This is a genomic window from Pseudomonas inefficax (assembly GCF_900277125.1).
Classification (GTDB): Bacteria; Pseudomonadota; Gammaproteobacteria; order Pseudomonadales; family Pseudomonadaceae; genus Aquipseudomonas; species Aquipseudomonas inefficax.
Map to the genome: position 1 here is coordinate 118,011 of NZ_OPYN01000085.1, position 13,396 is coordinate 131,406.

Annotated in this window: 12 protein-coding genes; 8 read left to right on the forward strand and 4 right to left on the reverse strand. The window is 63.2% G+C overall.

Features of this window, described 5'->3' with window-relative positions:
* Positions 1-132: 132 nt before the first annotated feature.
* Positions 133-951, reverse strand: coding sequence for a posphoenolpyruvate synthetase regulatory kinase/phosphorylase PpsR (ppsR, locus tag JV551A3_RS11320; protein ID WP_009684026.1), 819 nt, complete (start codon positions 949-951; stop codon positions 133-135).
* Positions 952-1,128: 177 nt separating this feature from the next.
* On the opposite strand from ppsR, the gene ppsA reads away from it, so the two are divergent.
* From ppsA to JV551A3_RS11370, 8 genes are all read left to right on the forward strand, one after another.
* Complete coding sequence (ppsA, locus tag JV551A3_RS11330; RefSeq protein ID WP_133970845.1) at positions 1,129-3,504, forward strand: phosphoenolpyruvate synthase; 2,376 nt, start codon at positions 1,129-1,131, stop codon at positions 3,502-3,504.
* 102 nt (positions 3,505-3,606) lie between these two features.
* Positions 3,607-4,599, forward strand: coding sequence for an alpha/beta fold hydrolase (locus tag JV551A3_RS11335; protein WP_235874564.1), 993 nt, complete (start codon positions 3,607-3,609; stop codon positions 4,597-4,599).
* Between the two features lie 258 nt (positions 4,600-4,857).
* Entirely contained in the window at positions 4,858-5,349 is a 492-nt protein-coding gene (gene rraA, locus JV551A3_RS11340; RefSeq protein WP_015269495.1) for a ribonuclease E activity regulator RraA, read from the forward strand.
* A 27-nt stretch (positions 5,350-5,376) separates the two neighbouring features.
* On the forward strand, positions 5,377-6,372 hold the full coding sequence (locus JV551A3_RS11345) for a zinc transporter ZntB (protein WP_112252097.1): 996 nt from the start codon (positions 5,377-5,379) through the stop codon (positions 6,370-6,372).
* A 205-nt stretch (positions 6,373-6,577) separates the two neighbouring features.
* Positions 6,578-6,850, forward strand: a complete 273-nt coding sequence (locus JV551A3_RS11355) for a CrfX protein (RefSeq protein WP_133970848.1) — start codon at positions 6,578-6,580, stop codon at positions 6,848-6,850.
* A gap of 2 nt (positions 6,851-6,852) precedes the next feature.
* Positions 6,853-7,677 carry a mechanosensitive ion channel family protein gene (locus tag JV551A3_RS11360; RefSeq protein ID WP_133970849.1) on the forward strand — a complete coding sequence of 275 codons (825 nt, stop codon included), beginning with the start codon at positions 6,853-6,855 and terminating at the stop codon, positions 7,675-7,677.
* A 112-nt stretch (positions 7,678-7,789) separates the two neighbouring features.
* Entirely contained in the window at positions 7,790-8,356 is a 567-nt protein-coding gene (gene sigX / locus JV551A3_RS11365) for an RNA polymerase sigma factor SigX (RefSeq protein ID WP_133970850.1), read from the forward strand.
* A 111-nt stretch (positions 8,357-8,467) separates the two neighbouring features.
* Positions 8,468-9,505: an OmpA family protein gene (locus JV551A3_RS11370; protein ID WP_004376136.1), complete on the forward strand. Its 1,038-nt coding sequence runs from the start codon at positions 8,468-8,470 to the stop codon at positions 9,503-9,505.
* Positions 9,506-9,718: 213 nt separating this feature from the next.
* Here the strand turns inward: JV551A3_RS11370 and cobA are convergent, their stop codons facing one another.
* The 3 genes from cobA to JV551A3_RS11385 are packed head-to-tail and all read right to left on the reverse strand — an operon-like array spanning position 9,719 to position 13,378.
* Entirely contained in the window at positions 9,719-10,459 is a 741-nt protein-coding gene (gene cobA / locus JV551A3_RS11375; protein ID WP_133970851.1) for a uroporphyrinogen-III C-methyltransferase, read from the reverse strand.
* A gap of 27 nt (positions 10,460-10,486) precedes the next feature.
* A complete protein-coding gene (locus JV551A3_RS11380) occupies positions 10,487-12,157 on the reverse strand; it encodes a bifunctional protein-serine/threonine kinase/phosphatase (protein WP_133970852.1) in 1,671 nt (556 codons plus the stop codon).
* Between the two features lie 9 nt (positions 12,158-12,166).
* The gene (locus JV551A3_RS11385) at positions 12,167-13,378 is read right to left on the reverse strand and encodes a nitrate/nitrite transporter (protein ID WP_112252100.1); all 1,212 of its coding nucleotides are present in this window, start codon (positions 13,376-13,378) and stop codon (positions 12,167-12,169) included.
* Positions 13,379-13,396: the final 18 nt, after the last annotated feature.

The window sequence follows — 13,396 nt, forward strand, 5'->3', positions numbered from 1 at the left end:
ATGCCGGGGCTTTTTTTGTATTCCTGTGCTGGCCTCTTCGCGGGCATGCCCGCTCCCACAGGTCCCCACCGACCTTGAGTCTTGTGCGATACCTGTGGGAGCGGGCGCGCCCGCGAAGAGGCCGGTACAGGCTTACTTGAACCTGCGCTCCACCCCTTTTTCCACCAGGATCTTTGCCGAAATCTCTTCCACGGAAAAATGCGTGGAATTGATGTTGGGAATGTTCTCCCGGCGGAACAGGCTTTCCACCTCGCGCACTTCGAACTCGCACTGGGCAAAGCTGGAATAGCGGCTGTTGGGCTTGCGCTCATGGCGGATGGCGGTCAGCCGGTCCGGGTCGATGGTCAGGCCGAACAGCTTGTTGTGGTGCTTTTTCAGCACCGCCGGCAGCTGCAGGCGCTCCATGTCGTCCTCGGTCAGCGGGTAGTTGGCGGCGCGGATGCCGAACTGCATGGCCATGTACAGGCAGGTGGGGGTCTTGCCGCAGCGCGATACGCCTACCAGGATCAGGTCGGCCTTGTCGTAGTAGTGGGTCCGCGCGCCATCGTCGTTGTCCAGGGCGAAATTCACCGCCTCGATGCGTTCCATGTAGTTGGAATTGCCGCCGATGGAGTGCGATTTGCCGACGGAATACGACGAATGGGCAGTCAATTCCTGCTCAAGCGGGGACAAAAACGAAGAAAAGATGTCGATCATGAAGCCATTCGAGGTCGCCAGGATTTCACGGATGTCCTGATTGACGATGGTGTCGAAGATGATCGGGCGTACACCATCGCGCTCGGCCGCAGCGTTGATTTGCTGGACCATGGTCCGTGCCTTTTCCGGCGAATCGATGTAGGGGCGGGTGAATTTATTGAACGGAATGCTCTCGAATTGAGCGAGCAGACTCTGGCCCAGGGTTTCGGCAGTGATGCCGGTGCCGTCGGAGATGAAGAACGCGGTTCGTTTCATTTGCGATCTGGGCCTTAAGCTGATGACGTTTTCTGGATATGATAAGTTCGGTTTGCCGAATGCGGCTGTCGGCATTCTCACTTATTTTCCGGGTACAGGCCACAAGCGTCCGGCCAAGTCAACGAAGGCAGGCGGGCGCCCTTGAGCTTTTCCAACACAGTTAGTGGAGAGATCACCTTGGTAGAGTACGTAGTTTCCCTCGATAAGCTCGGCGTCCATGATGTGGAGCATGTGGGGGGCAAGAACGCATCCCTGGGCGAGATGATCAGCAACCTCGCAGGTGCTGGTGTATCGGTGCCGGGCGGCTTTGCCACTACGGCGCAGGCGTACCGCGATTTTCTCGAACAGAGTGGTCTCAACGACCGTATCCACGCCGCGCTCGACGCACTCGACGTGGATGACATCAACGCCCTGACCAAGACCGGCGCGCAGATTCGCCAGTGGGTCATGGAAGCCGACTTCCCGGCCCGTCTGGATTCGGAAATCCGTACGGCCTTCGCCGAAATGGCTGCCGGCAACGACAACATGGCAGTTGCCGTGCGTTCCTCGGCCACTGCCGAAGACCTGCCGGACGCCTCGTTCGCCGGCCAGCAGGAAACCTTCCTCAACATCCGTGGCGTCGACAATGTGATCCGCGCGGCCAAGGAAGTGTTCGCCTCGCTGTTCAACGACCGCGCCATCGCCTACCGCGTGCACCAGGGCTTCGACCACAAGCTGGTGGCCCTGTCCGCCGGCGTGCAGCGCATGGTCCGTTCCGAAACCGGCACCGCCGGCGTCATGTTCACCCTCGACACCGAGTCGGGCTTCCGCGACGTGGTGTTCATCACCGGCGCCTACGGCCTGGGCGAAACCGTGGTGCAGGGTGCGGTCAACCCTGACGAATTCTACGTGCACAAGAACACCTTGCAGGCCGGCCGCCCGGCCATTCTGCGCCGCAACCTGGGCAGCAAGGCGATCAAGATGGTCTACGGCGAAGAAGCCAAGGCCGGCCGTTCGGTCAAGACCGTCGAAGTGGACCGTGCCGAGCGCGCGCGCTTCTGCCTGACCGATGCCGAGGTCAGCGAGCTGGCCAAGCAGGCCATGATCATCGAGCGGCACTACCAGCGCCCGATGGACATCGAATGGGCCAAGGACGGTGACGACGGCAAGCTGTACATCGTCCAGGCGCGCCCAGAGACAGTGAAAAGCCGCTCCAGCGCCAACGTCATGGAACGCTACCTGCTGAAAGAGAAGGGCACCGTGCTGGTTGAAGGCCGCGCCATTGGCCAGCGCATCGGCGCCGGCAAGGTCCGCGTGATCAACGACGTATCGGAAATGGACAAGGTCCAGCCGGGCGATGTGCTGGTCTCCGACATGACCGACCCGGACTGGGAACCGGTGATGAAGCGCGCCAGCGCCATCGTCACCAACCGCGGCGGGCGCACCTGCCACGCAGCGATCATCGCCCGTGAGCTGGGCATTCCGGCCGTGGTCGGTTGCGGCAACGCCACCCAGGTGCTGAAAGACGGCCAGGGTGTGACCGTGTCTTGCGCCGAAGGCGATACCGGCTTCATCTTCGAGGGCGAGCTGGGCTTCGACATCAAGCAGAACTCGGTCGATGCCATGCCCGACCTGCCGTTCAAGATCATGATGAACGTCGGCAACCCGGACCGTGCGTTCGATTTCGCCCAGCTGCCCAACGCCGGTGTCGGTCTGGCGCGCCTGGAGTTCATCATCAACCGCATGATCGGCGTGCACCCCAAGGCGCTGCTGAACTACGCAGGCCTGCCTGCCGACCTGAAAGACAGCGTCGACAAGCGCATCGCCGGCTACAACGACCCGGTAGGCTTCTATGTCGAGAAGCTGGTCGAGGGCATCAGCACACTGGCTGCGGCCTTCTACCCGAAAAAGGTCATCGTGCGCCTGTCGGACTTCAAGTCCAACGAGTACGCCAACCTGATCGGCGGCAAGCTGTACGAGCCGGAAGAAGAAAACCCGATGCTGGGCTTCCGTGGCGCTTCGCGTTACATCAGCGAATCGTTCCGTGACTGCTTCGAGCTCGAATGCCGTGCGCTCAAGCGCGTGCGCAACGAAATGGGCCTGACCAACGTCGAGATCATGGTGCCGTTCGTGCGTACCCTGGGCGAAGCCAGCCAGGTCGTCGACCTGCTCGCCGAAAACGGCCTGGCCCGTGGCGACAACGGCCTGCGCGTGATCATGATGTGCGAACTGCCGTCCAACGCCATCCTCGCCGAAGAGTTCCTGGAATACTTCGACGGCTTCTCGATCGGCTCCAACGACCTGACCCAGCTGACCCTGGGCCTGGACCGTGATTCGGGCATCATTGCCCACCTGTTCGACGAGCGAAATCCTGCGGTGAAGAAGCTGCTGGCCAACGCCATTGCCGCTTGCAACAAGGCCGGCAAGTACATCGGCATCTGCGGCCAAGGCCCGTCGGACCACCCGGACCTGGCCAAGTGGCTGATGGAACAGGGCATCGACAGCGTGTCGCTGAACCCGGACTCGGTACTCGAAACCTGGTTCTACCTGGCCGAAGGGCAAGGCGCGGTCTGATGCAGTAAAACGCGGGGGTACGTCTGGCGTATCCCCGCCTGGTTTTTTCCAGGGCGAGCTCCAGTAATGGATCCCGCCCTTTTTTGTGCACCAAGCAACCTTATGCAAAGCAGCAGCACTCTATTCCCCGTGGCCTTGCTCAGTGCCGAACGCCGCGGCGACCTCAGCGAAGACGTGTACCGGATCAAGGCCGGCAACAGCCCTGACCCCAGCGTCGAGCTGGCCGTCACCCGCCTGGGGCTGGCCGATCAGGGCCAGGCCCAGGGCGTGCCGGTCATTCTCCTGCATGGCAGCTTTTCCAACCGCCGCTTCTGGTATTCGCCCAAAGGGGTTGGCCTGGGAGCCTACCTAGCCCGCGCCGGCTTCGATGTGTGGATCCCGGAAATGCGTGGCCACGGCCTGTCGCCGCGCAACCATGACTGGCAGCACAACAGCGTGGCCGCCTACGCCCGCGATGATCTGCCACTGATCAACGCCTTCGTGCGCGAGCAGTCGGGCCAGGCACCGCACTGGGTGGGCCATTCGCTGGGTGGTACGACGCTGGCGGCAGCGCTTGGCGGCGGCTATCTGAAGGCCGAGGAGCTGGCCAGCGTGGCGCTGTTCGGTACCCAGATCAGCCGCGTGTACTGGCCGTTGAAGGTGCCGCCGATGACCTGGGGGGCGAAGCTGTTGCTCAAGCGCTGGGGGCAGATTTCCGGCCCGCGGTTCAAGCGTGGGCCGGAGGACGAGCCGATTGGCCTGGCCCTGGAAAGCATGCGCTGGCATGGCCTGTTCGGGCGCTTTGGCGACAAGCAGAGCGACTGGTGGGCGGGGCTGGCCGAGGTGGATGTGCCGCTGCTGGCGGTGGCTGGTGCGGGAGACTTCCAGGACCCGGTGTGGGCCTGCCGCAAGCTGTTCGAGCAGTTGGGCGGTGAGCGCAAGCAGTTTCTGCGGTTGGGCCCCGAGGAAGGCTTCGAGGCTTTCGGGCATGTCGACATGCTGGTAAGCAAGGCCGCGCAGGTGCAGGTGTGGCCGCTGGTGGAACGGTGGCTGCGGGACCCGCTGGTGCCGGTGCATGTGTCTACCGTGGCTGCGGAGCCTGTGCCCATTAGCTGAGTTTGCGTCGCCTGTACTGGCCCTTTCGCGGGCACGCCCGCTCCCACAGGGATCGCGCCAGCTGTAGGAGCGGCCTTGTGTCGCGATAGGGGTGCAAAGCACCCCCATGACTCATGCCTCAAGCAGATTATCCCTGGGGCCGCTGCGCGGCCCTTTCGCGACACAAGGCCGCTCCTACAAGTCCCGGATGACTGCAATGGGCTCTACGGTGTAGCCTTGGCCGATACCCGCTTTCGTTGTGACTGACAGGAGCTTCCCATGCAGCATTACGTTACGCCCGACCTGTGTGATGCCTACCCGGACCTGGTACAGGTGCTGGAACCGATGTTCAGCAATTTCGGCGGCCGCGATTCGTTCGGTGGCCAGATCGTCACCATCAAGTGCTTCGAAGACAACTCGCTGGTCAAGGAGCAGGTAGAGCTCGATGGCAAGGGCAAGGTCCTGGTTGTCGATGGTGGTGGCTCGCTGCGCCGCGCACTGCTCGGTGACATGCTCGCCGAGAAGGCTGCCAAGAATGGCTGGGAAGGGCTGGTGATCTACGGCTGCGTGCGTGACGTCGATGTGCTGATCCAGACCGACGTCGGCGTGCAGGCACTGGCCAGCCACCCGATGAAGACCGACAAGCGCGGCATCGGCGACCTCAACGTGCCAGTGACCTTCGCCGGGGTGACCTTCCGCCCGGGCGAGTACGTGTATGCCGACAACAATGGCGTGCTGGTCTCGCCAAGCCCGCTGAAAATGCCTGAGTGAGGCGCCGCCTGCGCTGATGGAGCTTTGATGTTCGAGGAAGACAACGCGCAGTGGGGGCTGGTACACGCCCTGGTGCTCGATGGCAAAGGCGGGGCGCGCTCGATTGCCCGTACCGAACTGGACGACCTGCAGCTGCAACCCGAGCAGAGCCTGTGGCTGCACTGGGACCGCAGCCATCCGCAAACCCGTACCTGGCTGCTGCACGACAGCGGCCTGAGTGCGTTCGCCTGCGAGCTGCTGCTGGAAGAAAACACCCGGCCGCGCCTGCTGCCCATGGCCGATGAACAGTTGTTGCTGTTCCTGCGTGGGGTCAACCTCAACCCGGGCGCAGAGCCAGAAGACATGGTCTCGGTGCGCATCTTCGCCGAAGCGCAGCGGGTCATCTCGCTGCGGCTGCGGCCGTTGCGTGCCAGTGACGAGATTCTCCAGCAGCTCGAAGAGGGCAGGGGCCCGAAATCGGCTTCCGAACTGCTGCTGCTGATGGGCGAACTGCTGACCGAAAAGGTCCAGGGCCTGGTCAGCGACCTGTCCGAACTGGTCGATGTGGAAGAAGAAAAGGTCGAATCCGACGAACGGTATACCCCGGAGAACGGTTGCCTGCAGCAGATCCGCCGACGTGCCGCCGGCCTGCGGCGTTTTCTGGCTCCGCAGCGGGAGATCTACGCACAACTGTCGCGCAACAAATGGAGCTGGTTCGCCGATGCCGACGCCGATTACTGGAACGAGCTGAACAACAGCCTGATCCGCTACCTCGAAGAGCTGGAGCTGACCCGCGAACGGGCCGCGCTGGTGCTGGAAAGCCAGGATCGCCGGCGCAGCGAGCGCATGAACCGCACCATGTACCGCTTCGGCATCATCACCTGCATCTTCCTGCCCATGAGCTTCATCACCGGGCTGCTGGGCATCAATGTCGGCGGCATCCCCGGGGCGGAAAACCCCTATGGCTTCCTGTTCGCCTGCATCGTCGTGCTGGGGCTGGCGGTGGGGCAGTGGTGGTTGTTCCGGCGGTTGCGGTGGGTATAGATGCTCGTTGACCTGCACCGGCCTCTTCGCGGGCACGCCCGCTCCCACAGGGACACCACACCTTTCAAGTTCTGTGGGATCCCTGTGGGAGCGGGCGTGCCCGCGAAGAAGCTGACGCGCATTCATTTTGAAACACTCGTCCCAATGCGATGTGTGACCCATCGCCCGGCCATCTCGTCTCTGACTGACACTGCGCGAGGTGCCCATGCACGATCCGTTTGAAGAATCCCTGCGCGACCTGCTCAAGGTGTCCCCCTCCGGTAATGACCGGGACGACCGGGACGACGCCGCCTGCCTGGGTCGCGTACTGAAAACCGCCAACCGCCAGGTTGGCGCGGGTGATCTGTTCAGCCTGCTTGGCCGCTGGAGCCAGGCGCTGCTGATCGCCGTGAACAATGGCGCGGCGCATGTTGCGCCGGTGCGTCGACACTCTTCCCGCAACGCTGCCAACGGCAGCAAAGCAGATAAGGCCGATTGAATATGGAACTCGATCTCTGGACCCAGAGCCTGGTCACCGCCATGACTGCCCTTTGGACCAAGGTAGCGAACTTCATCCCCAACCTGTTCGGCGCGCTGGTCGTGGTGCTGCTCGGTTTCGTGGTGGCCAAGCTGCTCGACACGCTGCTGTCCAAACTGCTGGCCAAGTTCGGCCTGGACCGACTGATGGGCGGCACCGGCCTGACCAAGATGCTCGGCCGGGTCGGCATCCAGGTGCCCATCTCCACCTTGATCGGCAAGATCGTCTACTGGTTCGTGCTGCTCATCTTCCTGGTCTCGGCCGCAGAGTCGCTGGGCCTGGAGCGGGTCTCGGCAACCCTCGACATGCTTGCCCTGTACCTGCCGAAGGTATTTGGCGCAGCCCTGGTGCTGCTGGCCGGCGTGCTGCTGGCGCAAGTGGCCAACGGCCTGGTGCGCGGCGCTGCCGAAGGCATCGGCCTGGAATACTCGGCAGGCCTGGGGCGTATCACCCAGGGCCTGGTGATCATCATCAGCATCTCGGTGGCCATCAGCCAGCTGGAAGTTAAAACCGACCTGCTGAACCATGTGATCGTGATCGGGCTGATTACCGTTGGTCTGGCCGTTGCGCTGGCAATGGGCCTGGGCAGCCGCGAAATCGCCGGGCAGATCCTGGCCGGCATCTACGTGCGCGAACTGTATCAGGTCGGCCAGCAGGTGCGGATTGGAGAGGTCGAAGGGCATATCGAGGAGATCGGTACGGTCAAGACGACGCTGCTGACCGATGATGGCGAACTGGTGTCGCTGTCCAATCGCGAGTTGCTTGAACAGCGAGTCAATAGCCGCTAACCGCACAAAGCTGTTAATGTATGCCGCCGCGAAAATCGACCCACGGGGTCGCGCGGCGACATTGACCTGACTGTCGGCCAGATCCGTTTTGAATAAAGTTCATTCGCCGCCCATGCGTTATGACCCCCGCGAGCTCACCGACGAAGAGTTGGTGGCGCGTTCGCATGAGGAGCTGTACCACGTTACCCGCGCCTATGAGGAGCTCATGCGGCGCTACCAACGGACCCTGTTCAACGTCTGCGCGCGTTATCTGGGGAACGACCGTGACGCGGACGATGTCTGTCAGGAAGTCATGTTGAAAGTGCTGTACGGGCTGAAGAACTTCGAGGGTAAGTCCAAGTTCAAGACCTGGCTCTACAGCATCACCTACAACGAATGCATTACCCAGTACCGCAAAGAGCGCCGTAAACGTCGGTTGATGGATGCCTTGAGCCTGGACCCTGTGGAAGAGGCGTCCGAAGACAAGGCTCCGAAGCCGGCAGAAAAGGGCGGGCTGGACAAGTGGCTGGTGCATGTGAACCCGATTGACCGGGAAATCCTGGTGCTGCGTTTTGTCGCAGAGCTGGAATTTCAGGAAATTGCGGACATCATGCACATGGGCCTGAGCGCGACGAAAATGCGCTACAAGCGCGCGCTAGACAAGCTTCGGGAGAAATTTGCCGGCCTCGATGAAACTTAGTGGCATGCAAATATCTCTAACGAACCGGCGAGTTCTGCTAGACTTGCCGTCGAGTTGTCCCCCTTGTTTGTGGTGGGACTGCTTAACTATCACCAGATGGGGATTTAACGGATGAAATTGAAAAACACCTTGGGCTTGGCCATTGGCTCGCTCGTCGCTGCTACTTCGTTCGGCGTTCTGGCTCAAGGCCAAGGCGCTGTGGAAATCGAAGGCAACGTTACCAAGCAGTACTACGACAGCGAACGTAACTTCAAGAACGACGGCACCAATCCTGGTGTTCGCCTGGGCTACTTCCTGACCGACGACGTTTCCCTGGACCTCGGCTACAACGAGACCCACAACGCTCGTGGTGAAGTCTTCAACAAAGACATCAAAGGTTCCAAGGCCAAGCTCGACGCTACCTACCACTTCGGTACCGTGGGCGACGCTCTGCGTCCGTACGTTTCCGCCGGTTTCGCTCACGAGAGCCTGGGCCAGGCCACTCGTAGCGGCCGCGACCACTCCACCTTCGCCAACGTTGGCGCTGGCGCCAAGTGGTACATCACCGACATGTTCTTCGCCCGTGCTGGCGTAGAAGCCATGTACAACATCGACAACGGCAACACCGAGTGGGGTCCGACCGTTGGTGTTGGTCTGAACTTCGGCGGTAGCCCGAAGCAAGCTGAAGTCGCTCCGGCTCCAGTTGCCGAAGTGTGCTCCGACTCCGACAACGACGGCGTTTGCGACAACGTCGACAAGTGCCCTGACACCCCAGCCAACGTTACCGTTGACGCTGATGGCTGCCCGGCTGTTGCCGAAGTCGTTCGCGTTGAGCTGGACGTCAAGTTCGACTTCGACAAGTCGGTCGTCAAGCCAAACAGCTACGGCGACATCAAGAACCTGGCTGACTTCATGAAGCAGTACCCACAGACCACCACCACCGTGGAAGGTCACACTGACTCCGTCGGCCCAGACGCTTACAACCAGAAGCTGTCCGAGCGTCGTGCCAACGCTGTCAAGCAGGTCCTGACCCAGCAGTACGGCGTGGAATCCAGCCGTGTTGACTCGGTTGGCTACGGCGAAACCCGTCCGGTTGCCGACAACGCCACCGAAGAAGGCCGCGCTGTCAACCGTCGCGTTGAAGCTCAGGTAGAAGCTCAGGCCAAGTAATTGGTTTGAAGCTTCATGAAAAACCCGGCCTCGGCCGGGTTTTTCTTTGCCTGTTTCCTGGATTTGTGTGCCCCTTGTGGGAGCGGCCTTGTGTCGCGAAAGGGGCGCGTAGCGGCCCCAGATTTTCAGCTTCGCCGCAGTTATTGCCGGGGCTGCTGTGCAGCCCTTTCGCGACACAAGGCCGCTCCCACAAAGGCCGGCGAAGGCAGCGCATCATCCAGCAATTGCCACCAATTCCCGGGCCACCTGCCCCCCAACCACCTCCCCAATCACCAATATCGCCGGGCTACGCAAGCCAAACCCCCGCGCATCCTCAACCATCCCCCGCACATCGCTCCTGCACTCCCGCTGCTGCGGCAACGAGGCATTTTCGATCATCGCCACCGGCGTCCCCGGTGCCATGCCCCCGTCCAGCAACCCTTGGCGCACTTGCTCCAGCCTGGCCACCCCCATGTACACCACCAGCGTCGTGCCGCCCTGGGCCAAGGCCGCCCAGTTCAGTTCGCTGTCGTCCTGGGTATGTGCCGTGACCAGCGTCACGCCCTGGCTCACGCCCCGTGAGGTCAGGGAAATCCCGCATTGCGTGGCGCCGGCCAGGCCGGCGGTGATGCCGTTGACCACTTCCACCTCGATGCCATGCCCCTGCAGCCACAGCGCCTCTTCACCGCCACGGCCGAAGATGCATGGGTCGCCGCCCTTGAGCCGCACCACGCAGCGCCCTTGCCGCGCATGGCGCAGCATCAGGCGCTGGATGAACGCCTGTGGCGTGGAGCGGCAGCCGCCGCGCTTGCCCACGGCAATCACCCGGGCCTGTGGGCAATGCTCCAGCACCATCGGGTTGACCAGGTCGTCGATCATCACCACCGCGGCTTGCTGCAAGGCGCGTACAGCCTTGAGGGTGAGCAGTTCGGGGTCGCCAGGGCCAGCACCAACCAGCCAGACTTTCGCATTCATCGGGGTTTCCTCATCGGCAAGGTGCGTTCAGCCCTTGAGCAGGGTGAGCAGCAATATCAGGTTGAACAGCAAGGACAGCAGCGCCAGGGTGCGCCATACCTTCAATGGCTCGCGCTCCAGCAACGGCCGTGGCCGGCTGGGCAGTTCCTGGCGGTCGCCACGTTCGAGCAGCAGCAGCCATTGTTCGGCGGTTTCGAAGCGCTGCGCCGGGTCGGCTGCCAGTGCCTGCTGCAGGTTGTGCTGCAGCCATTCCGGCAGGTCGGGGCGGTAGCGCGCGGCATTGACCGGCTGGCTGAAGCGCGGGCGCTGGAAGGCCTCCACTTCACCGTAGGGGTAGTGCCCGGTCAGCAGGTAATACAGCGTCACAGCCACGGCATACAGGTCCTGACGTCGGCTGGGCGGTTGGCCATCGAATGCTTCCGGGGCAATATATGACGGCGTGCCCGGCAACTCGTGCAGCGGGTCTTCGGACAAGCCCGGGCAGTAGGCCAGGCCGAAGTCCAGCAGGCGCAGCTGGCCATCGCTGCCCAGGTGCAGGTTCTCTGGCTTGATGTCGCGGTGCAGCAGGTTGCGCCGGTGCAATACGCCGACCGCCTGCAGCAGTTGCCGGGCCAGCTCCAGCCACTGCGGCATGGGCAGCGGGCCGTGCTCGGCCAGCAGCGCTGCAAGGCTCTGGCCGGGGTATTCCCGCATCACGTAGTAGAGGTGCTGGCGCTGGCTGGCGGTGTGCAGCTCGGGGAAGTGGCGGCCAGCGACACGGCGCAGGAACCATTCTTCCAGCAACAGCCCTTGTGCCGCGCCGGGCTCCTGCTCGCGCGCGGGTGGCAGCGTCTTCAGCAGCCAGGCTCGGCCCTGGCCATCGCGCACCCGGTACAGCAGCGACTGGCGGCTGTGCGAAAGCAGCTTTTCGGTTTGCCAGCCATCGATTACCTGGCCTTCACGCAGCGGGCCGGGCACCGGCCATTGCTGCAGTTGCGCCAAGGTGTCGCCCAGGTTGGCGGTGCCCAGTTGCTCGACCTGTACCAGCAAGGCACTGGCGTTGTCCTGGCTGCCGTTGAGGTGCGCGCTGGCGACCAGGGTGTCGACGGCCAGTTGCAGGTCGGGTTGCTCGCGCAGCACCGCCTGGATATGTTGGTCGCCCAGGCTGGCCCATACGCCATCGCTCAACAGCAGGAAGCTCTCGCCCGGCTGCAGTTCGCCTTCCAGGTAATCCACCAGCAAGTGCTGGTCCAGGCCCAGCGCGCGCTTCAGCACATGCTGCATGCCGGGCTGGTCCCATACGTGGTCTTCGCTCAGGCATTGCAGGCGCCCGGCGTGCCAGCGGTACGCGCGGCAGTCCCCCACGTGGGCCAAGGTAAAGCGCCGGCCACGCAGTACCAGTGCGCTGAGGGTGGTCAAAAGTGGCTGGCCGCTGCCTTGGGCGCGCAACCAGCGGTTCTGTGCCAACAACAGGCGGTCGAGTGCCTGGGCCACGCTCCAGGTCGCAGGGGTGGCGTAATAGTCCAGGGCCAGCGCCTGCAGGCTGGCACGGGCTGCCAGGCCACCATCGGCACATTGGCTGACGCCGTCGGCGAGGGCGAACAGGTAGCCCTTGCTGGCAGCCAGCTCCGGCGCCGGGGTAACCAGGCGCAGAGCGTCCTGGTTTTCCTCGCGCGGCCCGGTGGCGCTGGCCTGGGCAAACTTCAGCTGCAGGCTCATGGCTGTGCCTCAAACTCGCGCCGCGGTAACCGCAGCCGAGCCCCAGGTGGTGCGCCAGCGCTGTTTCACGCCGTGCAGGCCGAACCAGGCCAGCAAGCCCAGGCTGGCGAACAGCCACAGCCCCAGTTGGTAGTCACCGGTGTGCTGCTTGATGGTGCCAAGCCCGGCGGCCAGCAGGAAGCCTCCGATGCCGCCGGCCATGCCGATCAGCCCGGTCATCACGCCGATCTCCTGGCGGAAGCGTTGCGGCACCAGCTGGAACACTGCGCCATTGCCGGCCCCCAAGCCGAGCATGGCGCTGACGAACAGGGCCAGTGCGGCGGCGGCGCTAGGCAGGTTGAAGCCGACTGCGGCAATGCAGATGGCCGCCACGCTGTACATGCCCAGCAGGGTACGGATGCCGCCGAAGCGGTCGGCCAGGGCGCCGCCAAGTGGGCGCATCAAGCTGCCAGCGAACACGCAGGCAGCGGTGTAGTAGCCGGCGGTGATCGGGCTCAGGCCATACTGGTCGCTGAAGTAGCCGGGCAGGGCGCTGGCCAGGCCGATGAAGCCGCCGAAGGTGACGCTGTAGAAGAACATGAACCACCAGCTGTCACGGTCGCCCAGGGCCTTGAGGTAGTCGGCCATGGCTTTTGGCTTGGGCCGCTGCGGGGCATTGCGTGCCAGCAGGGCGAACACCAACAGGGCCAGCGACAGCGGGATCAGCGCGAAGCCAAACACATTGTTCCAGCCAAAGCCTGCAGCCAGCGCAGGGGCCAACAGGGCGGCGAACACTGTGCCGGAGTTGCCGGCACCGGCAATGCCCATGGCTTTGCCTTGATGCTGAGGCGGGTACCACTGCGAGGCCAGCGGCAGTGACACGGCGAACGAAGCGCCGGCAAAGCCGAGGAAAACGCCCAGCAGCAGCGCTTGTTCATAGCTGTGCACGCCCAGGTGCCAGGCAGCGGCGAGAGCGACGATGACCACCACCTGGCCGATCAGCCCGGCGGTCTTGGGCGACAGGCGGTCGACCAGCACGCCCATGGCAAAGCGCAGTATCGCCCCGGCCAGGATCGGGGTGGCCACCATCAGGCCCCGTTGTTGTGCGCTCAGCTGCAGATCGGCGGCAATCTGCACCGCCAGTGGGCCAAGCAGGTACCAGACCATGAAGCTGAGGTCGAAGTACAGGAACGCGGCGAACAGCGTGGGCACATGCCCGGATTTCCAGAAGCTGGTACTCATCGAACACCTCACTCGGCA